The organism is Alistipes sp. An54 (assembly GCF_002159375.1).
Lineage (GTDB): Bacteria > Bacteroidota > Bacteroidia > Bacteroidales > Rikenellaceae > Alistipes > Alistipes megaguti.
In genome coordinates this window covers 121314-142668 of the sequence record NZ_NFIA01000008.1, presented here as the reverse complement: position 1 = coordinate 142668, position 21355 = coordinate 121314, and the positions used below count along the sequence as shown (strand labels likewise).

Annotated in this window: 29 protein-coding genes; 4 read left to right on the top strand and 25 right to left on the bottom strand. The window is 58.0% G+C overall.

Translation table 11 applies throughout. The features are described from left to right. Position 1 precedes the first annotated feature (1 nt). From secY to rpsL, 25 genes are all read right to left on the bottom strand, one after another. Complete coding sequence (gene secY, locus B5G09_RS09340; RefSeq protein WP_087311267.1) at positions 2 to 1378, bottom strand: preprotein translocase subunit SecY; 1377 nt, start codon at positions 1376 to 1378, stop codon at positions 2 to 4. Positions 1379 to 1399: 21 nt separating this feature from the next. Further along, positions 1400 to 1846 carry a 50S ribosomal protein L15 gene (gene rplO / locus B5G09_RS09335; RefSeq protein WP_087404960.1) on the bottom strand — a complete coding sequence of 149 codons (447 nt, stop codon included), beginning with the start codon at positions 1844 to 1846 and terminating at the stop codon, positions 1400 to 1402. 30 nt (positions 1847 to 1876) lie between these two features. Continuing rightward, the gene (gene rpmD / locus B5G09_RS09330) at positions 1877 to 2062 is read right to left on the bottom strand and encodes a 50S ribosomal protein L30 (protein ID WP_087311265.1); all 186 of its coding nucleotides are present in this window, start codon (positions 2060 to 2062) and stop codon (positions 1877 to 1879) included. Between the two features lie 14 nt (positions 2063 to 2076). Continuing rightward, positions 2077 to 2595 (bottom strand): 30S ribosomal protein S5, encoded by a 519-nt coding sequence (rpsE, locus tag B5G09_RS09325; protein ID WP_087263398.1) that lies wholly within the window; start codon positions 2593 to 2595, stop codon positions 2077 to 2079. Between the two features lie 6 nt (positions 2596 to 2601). Then, entirely contained in the window at positions 2602 to 2964 is a 363-nt protein-coding gene (gene rplR, locus B5G09_RS09320; RefSeq protein WP_087311264.1) for a 50S ribosomal protein L18, read from the bottom strand. Positions 2965 to 2980: 16 nt separating this feature from the next. Then, entirely contained in the window at positions 2981 to 3568 is a 588-nt protein-coding gene (gene rplF / locus B5G09_RS09315) for a 50S ribosomal protein L6 (RefSeq protein ID WP_087311263.1), read from the bottom strand. Positions 3569 to 3586: 18 nt separating this feature from the next. Next, complete coding sequence (rpsH, locus tag B5G09_RS09310; protein ID WP_087311262.1) at positions 3587 to 3985, bottom strand: 30S ribosomal protein S8; 399 nt, start codon at positions 3983 to 3985, stop codon at positions 3587 to 3589. Between the two features lie 775 nt (positions 3986 to 4760). Next, on the bottom strand, positions 4761 to 5057 hold the full coding sequence (gene rpsN / locus B5G09_RS09305) for a 30S ribosomal protein S14 (RefSeq protein ID WP_162608259.1): 297 nt from the start codon (positions 5055 to 5057) through the stop codon (positions 4761 to 4763). Positions 5058 to 5060: 3 nt separating this feature from the next. Next, the gene (gene rplE, locus B5G09_RS09300; RefSeq protein ID WP_087311261.1) at positions 5061 to 5618 is read right to left on the bottom strand and encodes a 50S ribosomal protein L5; all 558 of its coding nucleotides are present in this window, start codon (positions 5616 to 5618) and stop codon (positions 5061 to 5063) included. Beyond that, positions 5618 to 5935 (bottom strand): 50S ribosomal protein L24, encoded by a 318-nt coding sequence (gene rplX / locus B5G09_RS09295; protein ID WP_087404959.1) that lies wholly within the window; start codon positions 5933 to 5935, stop codon positions 5618 to 5620. The genes rplE and rplX overlap by 1 nt, the downstream gene beginning before the upstream one ends. A gap of 20 nt (positions 5936 to 5955) precedes the next feature. Further along, entirely contained in the window at positions 5956 to 6321 is a 366-nt protein-coding gene (gene rplN, locus B5G09_RS09290) for a 50S ribosomal protein L14 (RefSeq protein WP_087311260.1), read from the bottom strand. 2 nt (positions 6322 to 6323) lie between these two features. Then, on the bottom strand, positions 6324 to 6578 hold the full coding sequence (gene rpsQ, locus B5G09_RS09285; protein ID WP_087311259.1) for a 30S ribosomal protein S17: 255 nt from the start codon (positions 6576 to 6578) through the stop codon (positions 6324 to 6326). A gap of 9 nt (positions 6579 to 6587) precedes the next feature. Then, positions 6588 to 6779, bottom strand: coding sequence for a 50S ribosomal protein L29 (gene rpmC / locus B5G09_RS09280; RefSeq protein ID WP_087311258.1), 192 nt, complete (start codon positions 6777 to 6779; stop codon positions 6588 to 6590). A gap of 12 nt (positions 6780 to 6791) precedes the next feature. Beyond that, positions 6792 to 7220, bottom strand: coding sequence for a 50S ribosomal protein L16 (rplP, locus tag B5G09_RS09275; RefSeq protein WP_087311257.1), 429 nt, complete (start codon positions 7218 to 7220; stop codon positions 6792 to 6794). A 30-nt stretch (positions 7221 to 7250) separates the two neighbouring features. Continuing rightward, positions 7251 to 8015 carry a 30S ribosomal protein S3 gene (gene rpsC / locus B5G09_RS09270; protein ID WP_087311256.1) on the bottom strand — a complete coding sequence of 255 codons (765 nt, stop codon included), beginning with the start codon at positions 8013 to 8015 and terminating at the stop codon, positions 7251 to 7253. Between the two features lie 5 nt (positions 8016 to 8020). Continuing rightward, the gene (gene rplV / locus B5G09_RS09265; RefSeq protein ID WP_087404958.1) at positions 8021 to 8443 is read right to left on the bottom strand and encodes a 50S ribosomal protein L22; all 423 of its coding nucleotides are present in this window, start codon (positions 8441 to 8443) and stop codon (positions 8021 to 8023) included. A 7-nt stretch (positions 8444 to 8450) separates the two neighbouring features. Then, a complete protein-coding gene (gene rpsS / locus B5G09_RS09260) occupies positions 8451 to 8720 on the bottom strand; it encodes a 30S ribosomal protein S19 (RefSeq protein WP_009597568.1) in 270 nt (89 codons plus the stop codon). 17 nt (positions 8721 to 8737) lie between these two features. After that, the gene (rplB, locus tag B5G09_RS09255; RefSeq protein WP_087311254.1) at positions 8738 to 9562 is read right to left on the bottom strand and encodes a 50S ribosomal protein L2; all 825 of its coding nucleotides are present in this window, start codon (positions 9560 to 9562) and stop codon (positions 8738 to 8740) included. Between the two features lie 5 nt (positions 9563 to 9567). Beyond that, a complete protein-coding gene (rplW, locus tag B5G09_RS09250) occupies positions 9568 to 9858 on the bottom strand; it encodes a 50S ribosomal protein L23 (protein WP_087263386.1) in 291 nt (96 codons plus the stop codon). 16 nt (positions 9859 to 9874) lie between these two features. Beyond that, complete coding sequence (rplD, locus tag B5G09_RS09245; RefSeq protein ID WP_087311253.1) at positions 9875 to 10501, bottom strand: 50S ribosomal protein L4; 627 nt, start codon at positions 10499 to 10501, stop codon at positions 9875 to 9877. Position 10502: 1 nt separating this feature from the next. After that, positions 10503 to 11117 (bottom strand): 50S ribosomal protein L3, encoded by a 615-nt coding sequence (gene rplC / locus B5G09_RS09240; protein ID WP_087311252.1) that lies wholly within the window; start codon positions 11115 to 11117, stop codon positions 10503 to 10505. A 225-nt stretch (positions 11118 to 11342) separates the two neighbouring features. After that, positions 11343 to 11648: a 30S ribosomal protein S10 gene (gene rpsJ, locus B5G09_RS09235; RefSeq protein WP_004329464.1), complete on the bottom strand. Its 306-nt coding sequence runs from the start codon at positions 11646 to 11648 to the stop codon at positions 11343 to 11345. Positions 11649 to 11657: 9 nt separating this feature from the next. Further along, positions 11658 to 13772 (bottom strand): elongation factor G, encoded by a 2115-nt coding sequence (gene fusA, locus B5G09_RS09230; RefSeq protein ID WP_087311251.1) that lies wholly within the window; start codon positions 13770 to 13772, stop codon positions 11658 to 11660. A 15-nt stretch (positions 13773 to 13787) separates the two neighbouring features. Further along, complete coding sequence (rpsG, locus tag B5G09_RS09225) at positions 13788 to 14264, bottom strand: 30S ribosomal protein S7 (protein ID WP_087311250.1); 477 nt, start codon at positions 14262 to 14264, stop codon at positions 13788 to 13790. Between the two features lie 50 nt (positions 14265 to 14314). Then, the gene (gene rpsL, locus B5G09_RS09220; RefSeq protein WP_087311249.1) at positions 14315 to 14695 is read right to left on the bottom strand and encodes a 30S ribosomal protein S12; all 381 of its coding nucleotides are present in this window, start codon (positions 14693 to 14695) and stop codon (positions 14315 to 14317) included. Between the two features lie 517 nt (positions 14696 to 15212). Here rpsL and B5G09_RS09210 point away from each other — a divergent pair. From B5G09_RS09210 to B5G09_RS09195, 4 genes are all read left to right on the top strand, one after another. Next, complete coding sequence (locus B5G09_RS09210; protein ID WP_087404956.1) at positions 15213 to 15839, top strand: leucine-rich repeat domain-containing protein; 627 nt, start codon at positions 15213 to 15215, stop codon at positions 15837 to 15839. 219 nt (positions 15840 to 16058) lie between these two features. After that, a complete protein-coding gene (locus B5G09_RS09205; RefSeq protein WP_087404955.1) occupies positions 16059 to 17186 on the top strand; it encodes a hypothetical protein in 1128 nt (375 codons plus the stop codon). Positions 17187 to 17424: 238 nt separating this feature from the next. Then, positions 17425 to 20181, top strand: a complete 2757-nt coding sequence (leuS, locus tag B5G09_RS09200; protein WP_087404954.1) for a leucine--tRNA ligase — start codon at positions 17425 to 17427, stop codon at positions 20179 to 20181. A 174-nt stretch (positions 20182 to 20355) separates the two neighbouring features. Then, positions 20356 to 21195 (top strand): alpha/beta hydrolase, encoded by an 840-nt coding sequence (locus tag B5G09_RS09195; RefSeq protein ID WP_087404953.1) that lies wholly within the window; start codon positions 20356 to 20358, stop codon positions 21193 to 21195. Positions 21196 to 21355: the final 160 nt, after the last annotated feature.

The following is a 21355-nucleotide window of genomic DNA, read 5'->3' as shown; positions in this document are numbered from 1 at the left end:
CCTAATGACGACCCTGAATACGTCCGGTCTTCATCAGACCATCGTAATGGCGCATCAGCAGGTAGCTCTCGATCTGCTTCAGAGTGTCGAGCACAACGCCCACCATGATCAGCAGCGACGTTCCGCCGTAGAAGTAGGCGAACGACTGCTGGATGCCGAGGAACTTCATGGCCAGGGCCGGCAGAATTGCCACGATGGCCAGGAAGAACGAGCCCGGGAGCGTAATGCGCGTCATGATGGTATCGATGTAGTTCACGGTCTGCTTGCCCGGTTTTACGCCCGGGATAAAGCCGCCGTTGCGCTTCATGTCATCGGCCATCATTTGAGGGTTGATGATGATCGCCGTATAGAAATAGGTGAAGGCGATCACCAGCACTGCCAGCGTAAAGTTGTACCAGAAACCGGTCATCGAGCTGAAGGCAGCCGCAAAGGCCGTTCCGGAGAACAGCGCGGGGATGAACATCAGCGCCTGGGCAAAGATGATCGGCATCACGTTGGCCGCATTCATCTTCAGGGGGATGTACTGACGCACTCCGCCGTACTGTTTGTTACCGACGATACGTTTGGCATACTGTACAGGCACCTTGCGCACGGCCTGTACCAGGGCTATGGTTGCCATGAAGACGAAGAACAGCAGCACCAGCTCGAGAATCAGCATGATGGCGCTGCCCGTAGCGCTCTGGATACGGGCGTTGACCTCGGCCAGCAGGGCGTGAGGCAGACGGGCCACGATACCGATCATGATGATAAGCGAGATGCCGTTGCCGATACCCTTGTCCGTGATCTTTTCGCCGAGCCACATGATGAACATCGTTCCGGCGATCAGAATCGTGGTCGCATAGGCAACAAAGCCGAACGTGTTGCCGTAGACGAACGCCTGCGGAACCTGGTGATACAGGTTGGCAATGTAGGCCGGGCCCTGAAGGATCAGCACGCCGATCGTCAGGAAACGCGTCCACTGGTTCATCTTGCGGCGGCCGCTCTCACCCTCCTTCTGCATCTTCTGGAAATACGGAATCATCATACCCATCAGCTGGATGATGATCGAGGCGGTGATATACGGCATGACTCCGAGTGCAAAGATCGCCGCGTTGCCGAATGCGCCGCCCGAGAATACGTTCAACAGACCCAGAAGTCCGTTGCCTTCAAGCTGGCTGGCATACGCCGATCCCTCGCCCAGGGCATTGGGGTTGATACCCGGAATCACAACGAAACTGCCCAAGCGGTATACAAGCAGCAGCCCGATCGTGTACAGCACACGCTTGCGGAGCTCCTCGATCTTGTAGATGTTCTTGAGCGTTTCTACCAATTTCTTGTTGGTCGCCAGTAGAGCGATCACCACTATAAAGACGATACCAACAACGAGATACTGATTCATAGTTTTGGGTTTCTAAGGTTCTTACAGTTTTTCCACGCTGCCGCCGGCTGCCGTGATGGCTGCCTCGGCGCTCTTCGAGAAGGCGTGGGCCTTGACGGCCAGGGCCTTCGTCAGGGCGCCGTTGCCGAGGATCTTCACCTTGTCGTTCGACGAGATGAAACCTGCGGCGATCAGCGTGTCAACCGTAATCTCCGTGAGCTGCTTCTTGGCAGCCAGGTCCTCCAGGGCTTCAAGGTTGATCGCCTTGAACTCCACGCGCTTGAGGTTCGTGAAACCGAACTTCGGCAGTCGACGCTGCAGCGGCATCTGACCACCCTCGAAGCCGAGCTTGCGCGAGTAGCCCGAACGCGACTGTGCTCCCTTGTGACCACGGGTTGCGGTTCCGCCGTGACCCGATCCGGCACCGCGACCGATTCGTTTGTCGTGATGCGTTGAACCCTTTGCAGGTTTGAGATTATTGAGTTCCATGTTGCTTTAAAACCGTTTGCTGAGTTAAACTTATTGCGCAACGACCTCGACCTTCACGAGGTGCTTCACGCGCTCGATCATACCCTTGATGATCACCGAATCGTCGTGCTCGACGCTGGCGTTGATCCGCTTGAGTCCCAGCGCGTCGAGGTTCTTGCACTGACGCTCCGTGGCACCGATGCGGCTTTTGATCTGGGTTATTTTCAGTCTTGCCATTTCTTCTTGAAGAATTAACCGTTAAACACCTGATCCATCGAGATGCCGCGCAGACGGGCGATGCTTGCGGCGTCGCGAAGCTCGCACAGCGCACCGATGGTTGCCTTGACGAGGTTGTGGGGGTTCGACGAGCCCTTGCTCTTGGCCAGCACGTTCTTCACGCCTACCGACTCCAGAACGGCACGCATGGCACCGCCGGCGATGATACCCGTACCGGGAGCGGCCGGACGGATCATCACGAGCGAACCGTCATAGCGGAACTCCTGCTTGTGAGGAATCGTACCGTTAATAACCGGGATCTTGATGAGGTTTTTCTTGGCATCCTCCACGCCTTTGGCGATGGCGGCCTGCACCTCCGAGGCCTTGCCCAGGCCGTAACCTACGACGCCGTCCTCGTTGCCCACGACCACGATGGCCGAAAAGCTGAACGTACGACCACCCTTGGTCACCTTCGTGACACGCTGGATGCTGACGAGACGGTCCTTGAGTTCCAGATCGCTCGTGCGAACTTTCTTTATGTTGGTATTTGCCATGATCGATTAGAATTTAAGACCGGCTTCGCGAGCAGCTTCGGCCAACTGTTTTACTCTTCCGTGATAGAGGTATCCGTTACGGTCGAAAGCAACGGCCGAGATTCCCTTGGCAACGGCACGCTCGGCGGCCAGTTTGCCCACCAGCGACGCGATTTCACACTTGGTTTTTCCGGCAGCGGCCCCGGCAATCTCCTTGTCGAGCGACGATGCCGTGGCGAGCGTTACGCCAGCCTGGTCGTCGATAAACTGCACATAGATCTGCTTGTTGCTGCGGAATACCGTCATACGGGGCTGTTCGGGCGTTCCGCTGACGATCTTGCGGATACGCATCTTGATCCGCGCTCTTCTTTCTATCTTGTTCAGTGACATAATTTCAGACGATTAACTATTTTGCACCAGCGGACTTACCGGCCTTACGACGCAGCTGTTCGCCTACGAACTTGATACCCTTGCCCTTGTAGGGTTCCGGCTTGCGCAGCGAGCGGAGCTTCGCAGCGACCTGACCGATGAGCTGCTTGTCGATCGACTTCAGCGTTACGATCGGGTTACCCTTCTTCTCGGTAACGGCCGTAGCGGTGACCTCCTTCGGGAGCAGGAAGTAGGTATCGTGCGAATAACCGAGGCTCATCTCGAGCACCTGGCCCTTGACTTCGGCCTTGTAGCCCACGCCGACGAGCTCCTGCTTGATCTCATAGCCCTTCGATACGCCGACGACCATATTGTGGATCAGGGCGCGATAGAGGCCATGGAGCGAGCGGTGACGCGGCTGGTTGGTCGGGCGCGATACGAAGACGGCCGGGATTTCCTTGCCGGTGTGGGGATCCGTGTGCGTGCTGACCTCTACCTTGATATCCGAGTCAACCTTCTGACTCAGCGTTCCAAGCGGCCCTTTCACGCTTACCGTATTGTCGGGAGCGACCTCGACGGTTACTCCGGCAGGCAAGTTTACAGGTAATTTACCAATTCTTGACATTGCGTTGATTTTTAATTATTAGTAGATGTAGCACAGCACCTCGCCGCCGACGTTCTCCTTACGTGCCTTGGCGTCGGTCATGATGCCTTTCGAAGTCGAGAGGATGGCGATACCCAGACCGTTCAGTACGCGGGGCATGTCCGAAACCGACGCATACTGGCGCAGACCCGGACGGCTGACGCGCTTAAGGTCCTTGATGGCGTTGGTCTTCGTGGCGGCATCCCACTTCAGTGCGATCTTGATCGAAGGATGGCCCTTCTCATCGGTGTCGAACTTGTAGGCCAGGATGTAGCCCTGCTCGTAGAGGATCTTGGTGATCTCCTGTTTAATTTTTGAACCGGGAGCTTCAACCACCTTGTGGTTGGCTTTCACCGCGTTTCTAATTCTGGTCAGAAAGTCCGCAATAGGATCAGTCATAACGAATAGAAGTTAAAAATTAAATGAATAAAAAGTTTTCAATGTTTTGTGGCTCAGAGAATTGCCATCGGGAAACCCTCCCTTTCTCATTCCCCTTCGCCCACCCCTGGACACGCGTTCGCATACGCACACGAGCACCCAAAAGCGCGCAAATATACGCATTATTTTCCAAACAGCCAAGATTATCGCCTGATTTTTAGCGTTTTTCCGGGTCCTGCAGGAATACGGAAATGTTAGCACACACAGCGGCTGCTAACATCATCCGTACAGAAATCCTGCTTCGACGACCCGAAAACCGGTCATCGACCACCCCCGCGGCGACCCGACCTGACGGTCGGCCCTCTGCGTGGCACCCGATTCCGGCCTCTTGGTCCGAGGAATCTGTAACCCAGTGTGCGACTTTCCGTTACGCCCCACATATCGGGAAGTTACCGCTTGTGGCGGCACTTTCCCCGATACTGTGACGTATCTGCATGGGTCGTACACCCCTATTAGCTCCGTCTCCTCCGCGGCTTGCGCCGCACAGGCTCCTCACCTTCCGGAAAGCGGAACCTTTTTCATTGCTCCCGGGCTCACCGACGGGACTCGAGCGGATTGCGGACCTGGGCGGCAACGCCTCAGCCCATTGCAGGGTCACCACAACTGCACCTCTCCGGTACCACTGCAGCCTCTCTGCGACACCACTCCGGCACCTCTTCGTGCCCCCTTCTCTCGCCTCCTTCTCTCGTCCCCTTCTCTCGTCCCCTTCTCTCGCCCACTCCGGCGCCCCTCGGGACTACCAGCTGGCCTTCGTAACGCCCGGGATCAGGCCCTTGGATGCCATCTCGCGGAACTGGATACGGCTGATGCCGAACAGGCGGATGTATCCTTTGGGACGGCCCGTGATCTTGCAGCGGTTGTGCTGGCGGATGGGGTTGGAGTTGCGCGGCAGCTTCGAAAGGGCCTGCCATGCCTCCTCGTGGTCCATCTCACCGCTCTTTACCTTGGCAGCGATCTCCTCGCGTTTGTGCTGGTAGCGCTTGGCGAGTTTTGCACGCTTTACCTCGCGGGCTTTCATCGATTCTTTTGCCATAGCTTAGTTCTTTTTAGCGTTTTTGAAAGGAAGACCGAACTCACGGAGCAGGGCATAAGCCTCTTCGTCGGTCTTGGCCGTGGTGACGAAGGTGATCTCCATGCCGAAGATCTTCGTGATCTTGTCGATGTCGATCTCCGGGAAGATGATCTGCTCGGTGATGCCGAGGGTGTAGTTGCCCTGGCCGTCGAACTTCTCGTTGATACCCTTGAAGTCGCGGATACGCGGCAGTGCCACGGCGATCAGACGCTCGAGGAACTCGTACATCTTGTTGTCGCGCAGCGTCACGCGTACGCCGATGGGCATACCCTTACGCAGCTTGAAGTTGGAGATATCCTTGCGCGAGTGGGTCTGAACGGCCTTCTGTCCGGCGATCAGCGTCAGCTCGGCCTGAGCCACGTCGATGAGCTTCTTGTCGGCAACGGCCTGGCCCATTCCTTGGTTGATGACGATCTTGACGAGTTTCGGGCACTGCATGACGCTCGTGTAGCCGAACTCCTTCATAAGGGCAGGTTCGATCTGCTCCTTATACTGGGTCTTGAGTGTAGGTACGTAAGCCATTATTTGATCTCCTCCCCTGACTTTTTAGCGAAACGAACTAATTTACCTTTGGAGTCGAGTTTGCGACCAACCTTGGTGGGTTTGCCCGACTTGGGGTCGATCAGCATGAGGTTCGACACGTGAATCGGGGCCTCTTTCTCGACGATACCGCCCTGAGGGTTCTTGGCATTGGGCTTGGTGGCCTTCTTGCAGAGGTTCAAACCCTCGACGATTGCGCGCTGCTTGGAGACCTCGACCTTCAGGACTTTACCCTGCCGGCCCTTCGAGTCACCGGCGATAACCTGAACCTGATCCCCTTTCTTAATATGCAATTTCATATTCGAAACAGTTTTTATGATTACAAAACTTCGGGGGCGAGGGAGATGATCTTCATGTACTGGTCACGCAGCTCGCGGGCTACGGGGCCGAAGATACGGGTTCCGCGCATTTCACCCTGGTTGTTGAGCAGCACCACGGCGTTGTCGTCGAAACGAATGTACGAACCGTTGGCACGGCGGATCTCTTTGGTCGTACGCACGACGACGGCCTTGGATACGGCGCCCTTCTTGACGTCACCCGAAGGAGAAGCGCTCTTGACGGCCACCACGATTTTGTCGCCGATCGATGCATAGCGACGCTTCGTACCGCCGAGCACACGGATGCAAAGAACCTCCTTCGCACCGCTGTTGTCGGCTACTACGAGTCTACTTTCCTGTTGTATCATAACTACTTAGCTCTTTCAATGATTTGTACTAATCTCCAACGCTTCGTTTTGCTGAGCGGACGGGTCTCCATGATCCGTACGGTATCGCCCTCCTTGCAGGTTTCATCGAGCGACTCGGCGACGAACTTGGTGGTCTTGTTCACGAACTTGCCGTAGATAGGATGCTTGACCTTACGAGCAACGGCCACTACGATGGTTTTGGCCATTTTGTTGCTGACGACCACTCCGATACGCTCTTTTCTAAGATTTCTTTCCATGGTTCTTACTTATTTGGCGTTTTTTTGACGCAGAATCGTCAGCATGCGAGCTATATCTCTGCGGTTTTTCTTGATGATCGACGAATTCTCGACGGGGGACACGGCATGCTGCACCTTGAGCTTGGCAAGCTGAGCTTTCTCGGCCTCGATGCGCTCCTGCAGGTCCTTGATCGAAATATCCTTGATTTCTGCACTTTTCATGTTGTGTCTCCCTTAAATTGTGGTTTCGACGTAGTCACGCCGTACGATGAACTTGGTGGTGATCGGCAGCTTCTGGGCGCCCAGACGGAGAGCCTCCTGCGCTACGGCCAGGGGCACTCCCTCGGCCTCGAACAGGATGCGGCCCGGCGTTACGGGGGCTACGAATCCTTCCGGATTACCTTTACCTTTACCCATACGTACCTCGGCAGGCTTCTTCGTGATGGGTTTATCGGGGAAGATGCGGATCCAGAGCTGGCCCTCACGCTTCATGCAACGGGTGATGGCCTGACGCGCGGCCTCGATCTGACGACCGGTGATCCACGAGGACTCCAGAGCCTTGATTGCGAACGATCCGTATGCAAGTTGGTTACCTCTTTGAGCGATACCTTTCATACGGCCTTTCTGCATTCTTCTAAATTTGGTCTTTTTCGGCTGTAACATGTTAGTTCTGCTTTAAAAAGGTCCTACTTACTACTGATTGTTGTTGCGACGGTCGCCACCGCGGCGTCCGCGACGGTCACCGCGACGGTCGCCGCGACGGTCACGACGCTCGCCGCGCTCGCCCGACGGAGCCTGGGACGAAGCGCCGGCGATCTCGAACAGGTCGCGCTTGCCATAAACGATACCCTGGCAGATCCATACCTTCACACCGAGGATACCCACCTTCGTGAGGGCTTCGGTCAGGCAGTAGTCGATGTCTGCGCGGAACGTATGCAGCGGAATACGACCCTCCTTGACGGTTTCGGTACGGGCCATCTCGGCGCCGCCCACACGGCCGGCAACCTGAACCTTGATACCTTCGGCACCCATACGCATCGTCGATGCGACGGCGGTCTTCACGGCGCGGCGGAACGATACACGGCCCTCCAGCTGGCGGGCGATGTTCTGACCCACGATCACGGCGTCAACCTCCGGACGCTTCACCTCGAAGATGTTGATCTGAATCTCCTTGCCGGTGAGCTTCTTGAGCTCCTCCTTGAGTTTGTCGACCTCCTGGCCGCCCTTGCCGATGATGATACCCGGGCGGGCCGTCGAAATCGTAACCGTCACGAGTTTGAGCGTTCGCTCGATGATGATCTTCGAGATCGACGCCTTGGCCAGACGGACGTTCAGATACTTGCGGATCTTGGCGTCTTCTACGAGTTTGTCGGAGAAGTCCTTGCCGCCGAACCAGTTCGAATCCCAGCCGCGGATGATACCAAGACGATTTGCTATCGGATTAACTTTCTGTCCCATCTGTTTTACTTGTTTTCAACGGTTTTTTCAACGGTTACCATTTTGTCCACAACGATCGTAACGTGGTTCGAACGCTTGCGGATCCGGTGGGCACGGCCCTGGGGGGCTGCCTGAATACGCTTCAGCATGCGGCCGCCGTCTACGAATACCTCCTTGACGCAGAGTTTCGTATCTTCCAGACGCTCGTTCTCGTTCTTGGTCTCCCAGTTGGCGATAGCCGACTTGAGGAGCTTCTCCATGCGGATCGATGCCTCTTTCTTCGAATAACGCAGGATGCCCAGCGCCTTGTTGATCTCCACACCGCGGATGATGTCGGCCACCAGGCGCATCTTGCGGGGCGAGGTCGGGCAATCACGCATGATGGCGATTGCCTTCTGCTTCTTTTCGGCCTTCAGTTTTTCGGCCATATTTGCTTTTCTTGCACCCATTTTCTACCTATTTTTTCTTGTTACCGGCATGACCACGGAAGTTGCGGGTGGGAGCGAACTCACCGAGCTTGTGCCCTACCATGTTCTCAGTTACGTAGACCGGAATGAATTTGTTTCCGTTGTGGACAGCGATCGTCTGGCCGACGAAGTCGGGAGAGATCATGCTGGCACGCGACCAGGTCTTGATGACCGACTTCTTGTTACCCTCGGCCTGTGCGACCACCTTTGCCTCGAGTTTCGGGTCGATAAACGGTCCCTTTTTTAATGAACGGCTCATTATGTACTCTTATTTAATTATTTTTTCTTCTTGGAAATAATGAACTTCGAAGTGGTCTTCTTCGGGTTACGGGTCTTGTAACCCTTGGCAAGCAGACCCTTGCGCGAACGGGGGTGACCACCGGATGCACGGCCTTCACCACCACCCATCGGGTGATCGACAGGGTTCATAACGACACCACGGTTGCGCGGACGGCGGCCGAGCCAGCGCTCGCGACCGGCCTTGCCCGACTGCTCGAGGCTGTGGTCGAGGTTCGACACGACGCCTACCGTAGCGCGGCAAGTAACGAGTACCATACGAGTCTCGCCCGAAGGCAGCTTGATGATGGCGAATTTGCCCTCACGAGCCAGCAGCTGGGCGTACGAGCCGGCCGAACGTGCCATGGCGGCACCCTGACCGGGGTAGAGTTCGATGTTGTGGATAACGGTTCCCAGAGGAATCTCGCTCAGGAAGAGCGTGTTGCCGACCTCCGGAGCGACACCGGCGCCGCTCATCACGGTCTGACCCACCTGGAGTCCGTTGGGTGCGATGATATAACGCTTCTCTCCGTCGGCGTATACCAGCAGGGCGATACGTGCCGTACGGTTCGGGTCATACTCGATCGATTTTACAGTTGCAGCGATGCCGTCCTTCGCGCGTTTGAAGTCGACGTTACGATACATCTGCTTGTGGCCGCCGCCGATGTAGCGGACGGTCATCTTACCGGCATTGTTACGGCCGCCCGTGCTCTTCTTGGGGCTCAGGAGCGACTTCTCCGGCGTCGACTTGGTGATCTCGTCGAACGTGCCGATAATCTTATGTCTCGTACCTGCGGTTACAGGTTTAAATTTTCTTACTGCCATCTTCGTTAGATATTACTGTAAAAATCGATCTTGTCTCCATCCTTCAAGGTGACAATCGCCTTCTTGAAGTTGTTCGCACGACCTTCGAGCAGACCGGCTTTGGTGTAGCGGCTCTTGAGCTTGCCCATGTAGTTCACGGTGTTGACATCCGTCACCACGACGTTGTACATCTGCTCTACGGCATTGCGGATTTGCAGTTTGTTAGCCCTCACGTCAACGATAAAACCGTAGCGATTCAACTTTTCGCCCTGAATCGTCATTTTCTCGGTCAAAACGGGCTTAATAATAATGTTCATTGTAACTCTTGCGTTTTTAAGCTAACATCGTATTCAATACATTCTCGGCGCCCTCGACCATGACGATTGCCGAAGCGTTCATCACGTCGTACGTGCAGACGTTCTGAGCCAGAACGGGCTTGACGTACGAGAGGTTGCGGCACGAGATCTGGAGATTGGTGTTCGACTCCGGAAGGACGAGCAGCACCTTCTTGTCGTCGACCTTCAGCGCCTCGGCAAGTGCCACGACGGTCTTGGTCTTCGGGGCATCGAGCTGGATGTTCTCGACCACGCAGATCACGCCGGCCTGGGCCTTGTACGTAAGGGCGCTGCGACGGGCCAGCTGCTTGAGCTTCTTGTTGAGCTTGAAGCGGTAGTCGCGGGGCTGCGGACCGAATACACGGCCGCCTCCCGGGAAGAGCGGCGAAAGGATGCTGCCGCAACGGGCGCCGCCGGTACCCTTCTGACGCTTCAGCTTGCGCGTCGAACCGGCTACTTCGTTACGCTGCTTGGCCTTGTGCGTACCCTGACGCTGATCGGCCAGATACTGCTTTACGTCGAGGTAGATTGCGTGGTCATTAGCCTCCACGCCGAAAACGGCATCCGAAAGGACTACCTTACGACCCGTTTCTTGACCCTGGGTGTTCAATACAGCTAATTCCATACTACTTCTCAATCGTTAAATAAGCACCTTTGGCTCCCGGAATCGAACCCTTCACGAGGATCAGGTTGCTCTCGGGAATTACTTTCAAAACTTTCAGGTTCAGAACCTTGACCTGCTCGCCGCCCATCTGTCCGGGGAGACGCTTGCCCTTGAATACGCGCGAAGGGTAAGACGATGCACCCAGCGAACCGGGTTTGCGCTGACGGTTGTGCTGGCCGTGAGTCTGGCCGCCGACGCCGCCGAAGCCGTGGCGTTTCACAACGCCCTGGAAGCCTTTACCTTTCGAGATCCCGGTCACGTCGACCCAGTCTTCCTCCGAGAAGAGGTCTACGGTCAGCGTGTCGCCGAGTGCCACTTCGGGCATCCCCTTGAACTCTGCGAGCTTGCGCTTGGGGGTCGTGCCGGCCTTCTTGAAGTGGCCTAACAGACTGCTGGTGGTGTGCTTTTCACTTTTCTCGTCATAGGCAATCTGAACCGCCTCGTAGGAGTCCTTCTCGACGGTTTTGATTTGCGTAACAACGCACGGACCAGCCTCAATGACAGTGCATGGTATGTTCTTACCCTCGGCACTGTAAACGGAAGTCATTCCGATTTTCTTTCCAATAAGTCCTGACATTTGTTGTCAATTGTTTGTTATAAATGTGTAAAGTGAAGTTTTCTTCAGGCCATCGGTCTCTTGCGGGACCGTTTTTTCGGGTGGGCCTCCGACCGATCCGTCCGACCGGCCGGAGGCGTCCGAAATGGCTCTCTATGGAAGAGGCGCTCCCTCCATCCGGCCGCTTCAACCGGGCCCAGCCCCGTTGTCACCATGCCGGAGAGCTCACCTCCCCTCCCCGCCGGATCAGACCTTGATCTCGACCTCGACACCCGAAGGAAGCTCGAGCTTCATCAGCGCGTCGATCGTCTTGGGGGTCGACGAGTAGATGTCGAGAATCCGCTTGAAGGTGCAGAGCTGGAACTGCTCGCGGGCCTTCTTGTTGACGAACGTCGAGCGGTTGACCGTAAAAATCTGCTTGTGCGTGGGAAGGGGCACCGGGCCGCTGACAACGGCGCCCGTGCTCTTCACGGTCTTAACGATCTTTTCGGCCGACTTGTCGACCAGATTGTGATCGAACGACTTTAACTTGATTCTAATCTTCTGGTTCATATCGTTTGCTTATTCTATATCCTTACGTTTACCGCTTGCTTTCTCGATGATCTCCTTGGCGAGGTTGGCAGGTACCTCCTCGAAGTGCGAGAACTCCATCGACGAGGTAGCGCGACCCGACGAGATCGTACGCAGTACCGTTACGTAACCGAACATCTCGGCCAGAGGCACCTTGGCCTTTACGACGCGGGCCGGGCCCTTGGTCTCCATGCCGGTGATCTGACCGCGGCGCTTGTTCAGGTCGCCGATGATATCACCCATGTTCTCCTCGGGGGTTACAACCTCGACCGTCATCACGGGCTCGAGGATGACGGAACCGGCCTTCGGAGCGGCGTTGCGGTAACCGTTGCGGGCAGCAATTTCGAACGACAGCTGATCGGAGTCGACGGGGTGGAACGAACCGTCAAGCAGCGTCACCTTCATCGAGTCCATCGGATAGCCGGCCAGAGCGCCGTTGGCCATTGCAGCCTCGAAGCCCTTCTGAACCGAAGGAATGAACTCCTTGGGGATGTTTCCGCCCTTGACCTGATCGACGAACTCCAGCCCCATCTTGCCTTCGCTGGCGGGACCGATCTCGAAGATGATGTCGGCGAACTTACCACGACCACCGGTCTGCTTCTTGAAGACTTCGCGGTGCTGGATCGTCTTGGTAAGAGCCTCCTTGTAGTTCACCTGCGGAGCACCCTGGTTGATCTCCACACCGAACTCGCGGCGCAGACGGTCGACGATGATGTCCAGGTGAAGCTCACCCATACCGCTGATCACGGTCTGACCCGAATCCTCGTCGGTGTGTACCGTGAAGGTAGGATCCTCCTCGGCCAGCTTGGCCAGGGCGATGCCCAGTTTGTCGAGATCCTTCTGGGTCTTGGGCTCTACGGCCAGACCGATCACCGGCTCGGGGAAGGTCATCTGCTCCAGAACGATCGGGGCGTTCTCGGCGCAGAGCGTATCGCCCGTGCGGATCTCCTTGAAGCCGACGGCGGCGCAGATGTCACCGGCGCTGACACTCTCCATGGGGTTCTGCTTGTTGGCGTGCATCTGGTAGATACGGCTGATACGCTCGCGCTTGCCGCTGCGGGAGTTGAGCACGTAGGAACCGGCATCGAGTTTACCCGAGTATACGCGTACGAAGGCCAGACGACCTACGAACGGGTCGGTAGCGATCTTGAAGGCCAGACCGCAGAACGGCTCGTCCTCCGAAGCGTGGCGGACCTCCTCCTCGTCGGTCTTGGGGTTGATTCCGTGTACGGGGGGCACGTCCAGCGGCGAGGGCAGGAAGGCCATCACGTAGTCGAGCAGCTTCTGCACGCCCTTGTTGTGGAACGACGAGCCGCAGAGCATCGGCACGAGCTGCATGGAGATCGTAGCCTTACGGATGGCGGCCAGCAGTTCGTCGGGGGTGATCGAATCGGGATCCTCGAAGAACTTCTCCATCAGGGCGTCGTCCGTCGAGGCGACCTCCTCGATGAGTTTGGCGCGCCACTCGGCGGCCTCGGCCTTCATCGACTCGGGGATCTCGCGGATCTCGAAGTTGTCGCGCACGGTCTTGTCGTCGAAGTAGTAGATCGCGTTATTATAAATAAGGTCTACCAGACCCTCGAACTTGTCCTCGGCACCGATGGGGAGGACAACCGGGAGAGCCGTAGCACCGAAGTGCTGCTTGATCTGGGCGCATACCGAGAAGAAGTCGGCACCCGTACGGTCCATCTTGTTGACGTAGCCGATACGGGGAACGTGATACTTGTCGGCCTGGTGCCATACGGTCTCGGACTGGGGCTCCACGCCACCCACGGCGCAGAACGTGGCGATAGCGCCATCCAGCACGCGGAGCGAACGCTCCACCTCGACGGTGAAGTCGACGTGTCCCGGGGTATCGATCAGGTTGATCTGATACTGGTGGTCCTTGTAGTGCCAGAAGGCCGTCGTGGCGGCCGAGGTGATGGTGATACCGCGCTCCTGCTCCTGGACCATCCAGTCCATGGTGGCGCCACCCTCGTGAACCTCGCCGATCTTGTGGGTCTTACCCGTGTAGAAAAGGATTCGCTCGGACGTCGTGGTCTTACCGGCATCGATGTGGGCCATGATACCGATATTACGCGTATAATGTAAGTCTCTGGTTGCCATTTCTGATTACCTTGTTTAGAATCTGAAGTGAGCGAATGCCTTGTTGGCCTCGGCCATGCGGTGCATCTCCTCCTTGCGTTTGAAGGCGGCACCCTGCTGGTTGTAGGCATCCATGATCTCTGCTGCGAGCTTATCAGCCATCGTCTTGCCGGCGCGCTTGCGGGAATAGAGGACAAGGTTTTTCATGGAAATAGAAATCTTGCGCTCCGGACGAACCTCCATAGGAACCTGGAACGTTGCGCCACCGATACGCTTCGATTTCACTTCGACTTGGGGCGTGATGTTCTCCAGGGCCTGTTTCCAGATTTCCAGCGGAGATTTATCAGCATCCTTCATCTTCTTGCCGACGATTTCGAGCGAGTCGTAGAAAATCGTGTAGGCAATACTCTTCTTACCATCCAGCATGAGGTTGTTCACGAAACGGGTCACGGCCACGTCTCCGAACTTCGGATCCGGAAGTAGAATTCGCTTTCTTGGCTTAGCTTTTCTCATTGCTATAAATGTTGTCTAAAGATTTTTTCTCCAGTGAGAGTTTCGGGGGATTACTTGCCTGCCTTGGGGCGTTTTGCACCGTACTTCGAGCGACGCTGGCGACGTCCGTCCACACCGGCCGAGTCGAGAGCTCCGCGAACCAGGTGGTAACGTACACCCGGGAGGTCCTTCACACGTCCGCCGCGAACCAGCACGATCGAGTGCTCCTGCAGGTTGTGGCCTTCGCCGGGGATGTAGGCGTTGACCTCCTTGCCGTTGGTCAGACGCACACGAGCCACCTTACGCATAGCCGAGTTAGGCTTCTTGGGGGTCGTGGTGTACACACGCGTGCAGACGCCACGGCGCTGGGGACAAGCGGCCAGGGCCGGGGACTTCGATTTGTCCTCGAGCGACAGACGACCGTTTCTCACTAACTGTTGAATAGTTGGCATTGTAAAAACTGTCCTTTAATGGTTAAAAAATTCTATCTCCATTGTCCAAAATGGACTGCAAAGGTACGCATTTTTTTGGAAATACAATATATAAGACCATCTTTTTTCGGGTTTTTCGACGATTTTGACCGGTTTGCTATTCTTTTTGCTGATGCTTTCCGAAAAACTATATCAAAAAGCTTATACGTATGCCCGTAATCAGTTGTTCATCATCCGCTTAAAAGCGGCGCGGGGAACACGCGAACGAGGGTGTACATGCAGGGAGAATTCCTCAAACGCGGCTTTCGCCCGACAAGGACCGCGCGCTCTTGCAGAACAGAAAGAATAGAGCGAAAAAACTTGCAGAACAGAAAGAAAAAAACTACATTTGTCAGAAACCGGAACACCGACACCACCAACAAAAAAATCTCACTAATTCTCTGCCCATGAAAAAATTATTCCTGCTGCTTTCCCTGTCCGTTCTGGCCGCCGGGTGCGACAAGGGGAAGGAAGAACAAGGGGGGGGGAGTTCCTTCCCGTGACATTCGAGGACCCGGCCTTCGGAAACTATTGCACGAGCCAGTATGACACCAACGGCGACGGAGTGCTCACAAACGACGAAGCCGCTTCGGTGACGACGTTGACGCTCGACGCCAATACGGACAAGAAGCTCACCGGCATCACCTCCCTGAGCGGAATCGAGAACTTCACCGGACTCGAAAAGCTCTCCTGCACCATGTGCGAATTCACGTCGGTCGACCTGAGCCGCAACACCCGGCTGAAAGACCTGGCCCTGATGTACGGAAAACTGACAGCGCTCGACGTGAGCCGTCTCCCCGAGTTGGAGACCCTCAACTGCAACAACAACGCCCTGACGTCGATCGACCTGTCCCACAATCCGAAACTGCGGTCTCTCTTCGTACAGGGCAACCGGCTCACAGCCCTCGACGTAGGCCACAACCCGGAACTCGAACTCCTCTACATCAACATGATGCCGAACTTCACCAACCAGATCGAGACGCTCGACGTAACGAAGAACCCGAAACTTACACAACTCTTCGCCATCCAGATGACCTCGCTGAAAGAGTTGCGCATGCTACAGGCACACAAGGATGCCAATATGCTGATATCGGTCCCCGAAACGACCCGAATCATTTACGAATAGTCCGAATCCCGATCCGATACACCTACGACCGATCCGACAGACCGATCCGCGACGCAGCCATCCGGCTGCGTTTTTTTACGTTTACGATTGCCGCCCGCTCTTCGCCCGGCATCCGCAGCCGGAAAAGAGGGTCGGCACGGACTTTGCTCCCTTGCCCGGGAGTGCGGGGCCGAACGCCCCTCACAGGAACCACGACCGAACACCAATTGCGACAAAACGATGAAACAGACCATGCTCACACTCTTCACCCCGCTGCTGGCGCTTCTGCTTTGCGGCACGGCTTGCAGTTCGGACGATTCGAACGCCGGCACTCCGAACCCGACTCCGACCCCTCCGGCTCCGCAACCGACCTCCTACGACATCTACACGGCCGGCTACAAACGGGTCGACTCGAAGGCTGCAGCCACCGTCTGGAAAAACGGACAGGAGCTCTACGCGCTGACCGACGGTACGTCGAATGCCTGGGCCCATGCCCTCTGTGTCGACAACGGAACCCTCTACACGGCCGGCTACGAGGAGCAGACCGACGGACACGTCGTCGCCTGCCTGTGGGAGAACGGGACGCTGAAATACACGCTCGGCGCCTCCGGCAGCAACTCCTACGCCATGGCCGTGGCCGTATCGAACGGCGACGTCTATGCGGCCGGCAGCACGACCGTCGACGGCTCGCTGACAGCCACCGTCTGGAAAAACGGCTCGGTGCTGTACACCTATTCGGTCACTCCGGCCTCGTCGCAGGCCCGGACGCTGCTGCTCGCGGGATCAGACCTCTATGCGGCCGGAAATCTGCTGACGGGCGGCACGCAGCAGGTCGGGCAGATCTGGCTGAACGGCGACGCCTACGAAACGCTGACCGACGGCACCACACCGGGCGATGTCCGGGGGCTCTTCCTGGCGGGCGGGACGCTCTATGCCGCCGGATCGAAGGGCGAGGAGGCTGTCGTCTGGAAGAACGGCAAACTGCTCTACACGCTGACCGACGGTTCGTCGTCGGCCGAGGCAATGTCGCTGTGGATGACCGACGGGGAGCTCTACACGGTCGGCTACTACACGAAACCGGACTTCGAGGAGCAGGGCGTCGTCTGGAAGAACGGCACACAGCTCTACACCCTTTCGGACGGCACCTCCTCGGGCAGCATGCCCTACGCCGTGGCGGCTTGGGGCGACGATCTCTTCACGGCCGGGACGCTCTTCGGCAGCAGCCGCCACGCCGTCGTCTGGAAGGGCAGCGATCTTCTCTATACGTTGGGACGCGGCGAGGCCTACGCGATGTACGTCGTGCCGCACTACAAAAGCGACGAAACGACCGGCGCGGAGGACTCGGGCGACACTTCCGGCAACAACTGAGCGGGCGGCCGTATCGCCCCACCGGTCCGGGCAGCCCGACTGCAAAAAAACCGTTACAGCCGCACCGCGCTGCCCGCCGATCCGACGGATCCGGCAGATCCGGACCGGGAGCCGGCCCCGCACGGCAGAACAAACCGCCGCACACAACCCCGTCCATGCAAAGAATCCCCAAAAAGGGTTCAATCTGAAAAACTTTTCGTATTTTTGTCGGAAAATCCGAAAATAGATCCGACAAGATATGGAGTACAATTTCAAGGAGATCGAGCCAAAGTGGCAGCAGCGCTGGCGCGAACGGAAGACCTACAAGGTGGAGACGGACCCCTCGCGTCCGAAATTCTACGTGTTGGACATGTTCCCCTACCCCTCGGGGGCGGGACTTCACGTCGGGCACCCGCTGGGCTACATCGCCTCGGACATCTACGCACGCTACAAACGGCTGAAGGGTTTCAACGTCCTGCACCCGATGGGTTACGACGCCTTCGGACTTCCGGCCGAGCAGTATGCCATCCAGACGGGCCAGCATCCGGCCGTCACCACCGAACAGAACATCGCCCGCTATCGCGAGCAGCTGGACAAGATCGGCTTCTCGTTCGACTGGGACCGCGAGGTGCGCACGTGCGACCCCGCCTACTACAAGTGGACGCAGTGGGCCTTCCTCGAGATGTTCTCCCACTACTACAACCGCAAGCGCCAGCAGGCCCGTCCCATCGAGGAGCTCACGGCCGCCTTCGCAAAGAGCGGCACCGAGGGGATCGACGCCGCCTCGACGCAGGAGCTGCACTTCACGGCCGACGAGTGGAACGCGTGGGACGAGAAGCGCCGCGAACAGGTCCTGCAGAACTACCGCCTCGCCTTCCGCGCCGACACGATGGTCAACTGGTGCCCGAAACTGGGCACCGTACTGGCCAACGACGAGGTGCACGACGGACTGTCGGTGCGCGGCGGCTATCCGGTCGAGCAGAAGCGCATGAAGCAGTGGCTGCTGCGCGTGACGGCCTATGCCCAGCGGATGCTTGACGGGCTGGACCGGCTCGAGTGGAGCGATTCGCTCAAGGAGATCCAGCGCAACTGGATCGGACGGTCGGAGGGTGCGCAGGTCTTCTTCGACATCCAGGGTTCGGAGAAGAAGCTGGAGATCTTCACGACGCGCCCCGATACGATCTTCGGCGTGACGTTCATGGTCATCGCCCCCGAGCACGAGTGGGTCGGCGAGCTGACCACCCCGGAGAACCGTACTGCCGTCGAGGCCTACCTCCAGGAGACGAAGAAGCGCTCGGAGCGTGACCGCATCGCCGACACGAAACGCGTGAGCGGCGTGGCGACGGGCTCCTATGCCGTCAACCCCTTCACGGGGCGCGCCATTCCGATCTACATCTCGGACTACGTGCTGGCCGGCTACGGGACGGGCGCCATCATGGCCGTTCCGGCCCACGACTCGCGCGACTGGGCCTTTGCCCGCCACTTCGGGCTGGAGATCACGCCGGTGGTCGAGGGCGGCGACGTCGAAAAGGAGTCCTACGACGCCAAGTCGGGACGGATGATCAACTCGGACTTCCTCAACGGCATGGATGTCAAGGAGGCCATTCAGGTGATGTTCCGCGAGGTCGAGCGCCGCGGTCTGGGCAAACGCCTGGTCAACTACCGCCTGCGCGACGCCATCTTCTCGCGCCAGCGCTACTGGGGCGAGCCCTTCCCGATCTACTACAAGGACGACACGGCCTATCCGCTGCCGATGGACAAGCTGCCGCTCGAACTGCCGCCGATCGAGAACTTCGGCCCCACGGAGCAGGGCGAACCGCCGCTGGCCCGCGTCAAGGGGTGGCAGACTCCGGAGGGTTACCCCTATGAGCTGTCGACCATGCCGGGCTTCGCCGGATCGTCGGCCTACTACCTGCGCTACATGGACCCGCACAACGAACAAGCACTCGTGGGCCGGGAGGCCGACGAGTACTGGCGCAACGTCGACCTCTACGTCGGCGGCATCGAGCACGCCACGGGTCACCTCATGTACTCGCGTTTCTGGAACATGTTCCTCTACGACCTGGGCTGCGTCTGCGAGGAGGAGCCCTTCAGGAAGCTCGTCAACCAGGGCATGATCCAGGGCCGGTCGAACTTCGTCTACCGCGTCGTCGGCACCAACAAGTTCGTCTCGCTCGGGCTGCGCGACCAGTACGAGACGCAGGAGATCCACGTCGACGTGAACATCGTCCGCAACGACCTGCTCGACCTCGACGCCTTCCGGGCGTGGCGTCCGGAGTTCCGCGATGCGGAGTTCATCCTCGAGGAGGGCAAGTATGTCTGCGGCTGGGCCATCGAGAAGATGTCGAAGTCGATGTACAACGTCGTCAACCCCGACTACATCGTCGACACCTACGGCGCCGACACGCTGCGCATGTACGAGATGTTCCTCGGACCGCTCGAGCAGTCGAAACCCTGGGACACGAACGGCATCGACGGTGTTCACAAGTTCCTGCGCCGCTTCTGGCGGCTCTTCTACAACCGCGACGGAGCGTTCAGCGTTTCGGACGAACAACCCACCGAAAAGGAGCTGCGCACGCTGCACAAGACGATCAAAAAGGTGAGCGAGGATATCGAAAACTTCTCGTTCAACACCTCGGTGGCCGCCTTCATGATCTGCCTCAACGAACTGGGCGACTGCTCGAAACGGGCGATCCTCGAACCGCTCGTGGTGCTGATCGCCCCCTTCGCCCCGCACATCGCCGAGGAGCTCTGGGAGGCCCTCGGAAAGAGCGGCTCGGTATGCGATGCACAATACCCGACCTATGACGAAAAACACCTCGTACAGAACTCGTTCGAATACCCGGTATCGGTCAACGGCAAGCTGCGCTTCAAGAAGGAGTACGCCATGTCGATGACCCCGGCCGAGATTCAGGCCGACGTCGTCACGGCCCCCGAGGCCCAGAAGTGGATCGAGGGCAAGACCCCGAAGAAGGTGATCGTCGTCCCGGGCAAGATCATCAACATCGTCATCTGACCCCGGGGCAACCGAACCGCCCACACCCCGATCAGCTCCGACGAACCGCCAAGAGAGAGAGTCCCGGCCACGCCCGGGACTCTTTTCCAAACCCGACCCCCAAACCCGACCCCCCCCCAAAAAAAACCGGAAACCATGAACCGAACCCTTTTATCCATTCTGTCACTTCTGCTTATGAGCGTCAACGCATCGGCACGGGAGTATGGCCAGGCCGCCACGATCCGTATCTGGGACAACGCCTCGGCCCCCCACAGCAACGGGATCACCACCCCCGAAGAGGAGCCCGAACCCAACCGGCTGGCCAACACCTCGACGGCCGAACTCTTTCTCTATCCGGCCGACACCTCGCGCCATGCCCCGACGGGACTGGGCGTCGTGATCTGCCCGGGCGGCGGCTACTCGCGTCTGGCCATCGACCACGAAGGGGTCGAGGTGGCCCGCTGGCTTGCGGAGAACGGCATCACGGCTGCCGTCCTGAAGTACCGCCTGCCGAACGGTCATCCGGAGGTTCCGCTCGAGGATGCCGAACAGGCGCTGCGGCTGCTGCGCGGCGAGGTTCCCGGCGCCGAGGCCTTCGTCTGCCGGAAGGTCGGCATCATGGGCTTCTCGGCCGGAGGCCATCTGGCCGCCTACACCTCGACGATGGGGAGCGTAAGACCGGACTTCTCGCTGCTCTTCTATCCGGTCATCACGGCGAATCCCGGACATCAGGGATCGTTCAACCAGCTGGTGGGCAAGGAGAACCGCACGGCCGAGACCAACGCCCGCTATTCGCTCGAAAACCAGGTGACACGACAGACACCCCCGGCCCTGCTGCTGCTTTCGGACGACGACCGCACCGTACCGCCGGTGAGCAGCACGCGCTACTACAACGCCCTGAAGGAGCACGGCGTGAAGGCCTCGATGCACATCTACCCCACGGGCGGCCACGGATGGGGCATCCGCGACTCGTTCCGCTACAAGGCCGAGTGGCAGGCGGCACTGCTCGACTGGCTCAAAGCCTTCGAAGAGTAACCGGCCGGCCCGAACGGATGCGGCGGACACCCCCGAACGGGATGTCCGCCGCGTGATTTTCAACGCGGAGGGCCTTGCCGTTTCCCGATTATTCCGTATCTTTGTCAATATGAACCAATCGCATTTGCCCATGAGATAAACGGCTGCAGAACCGGCGCCA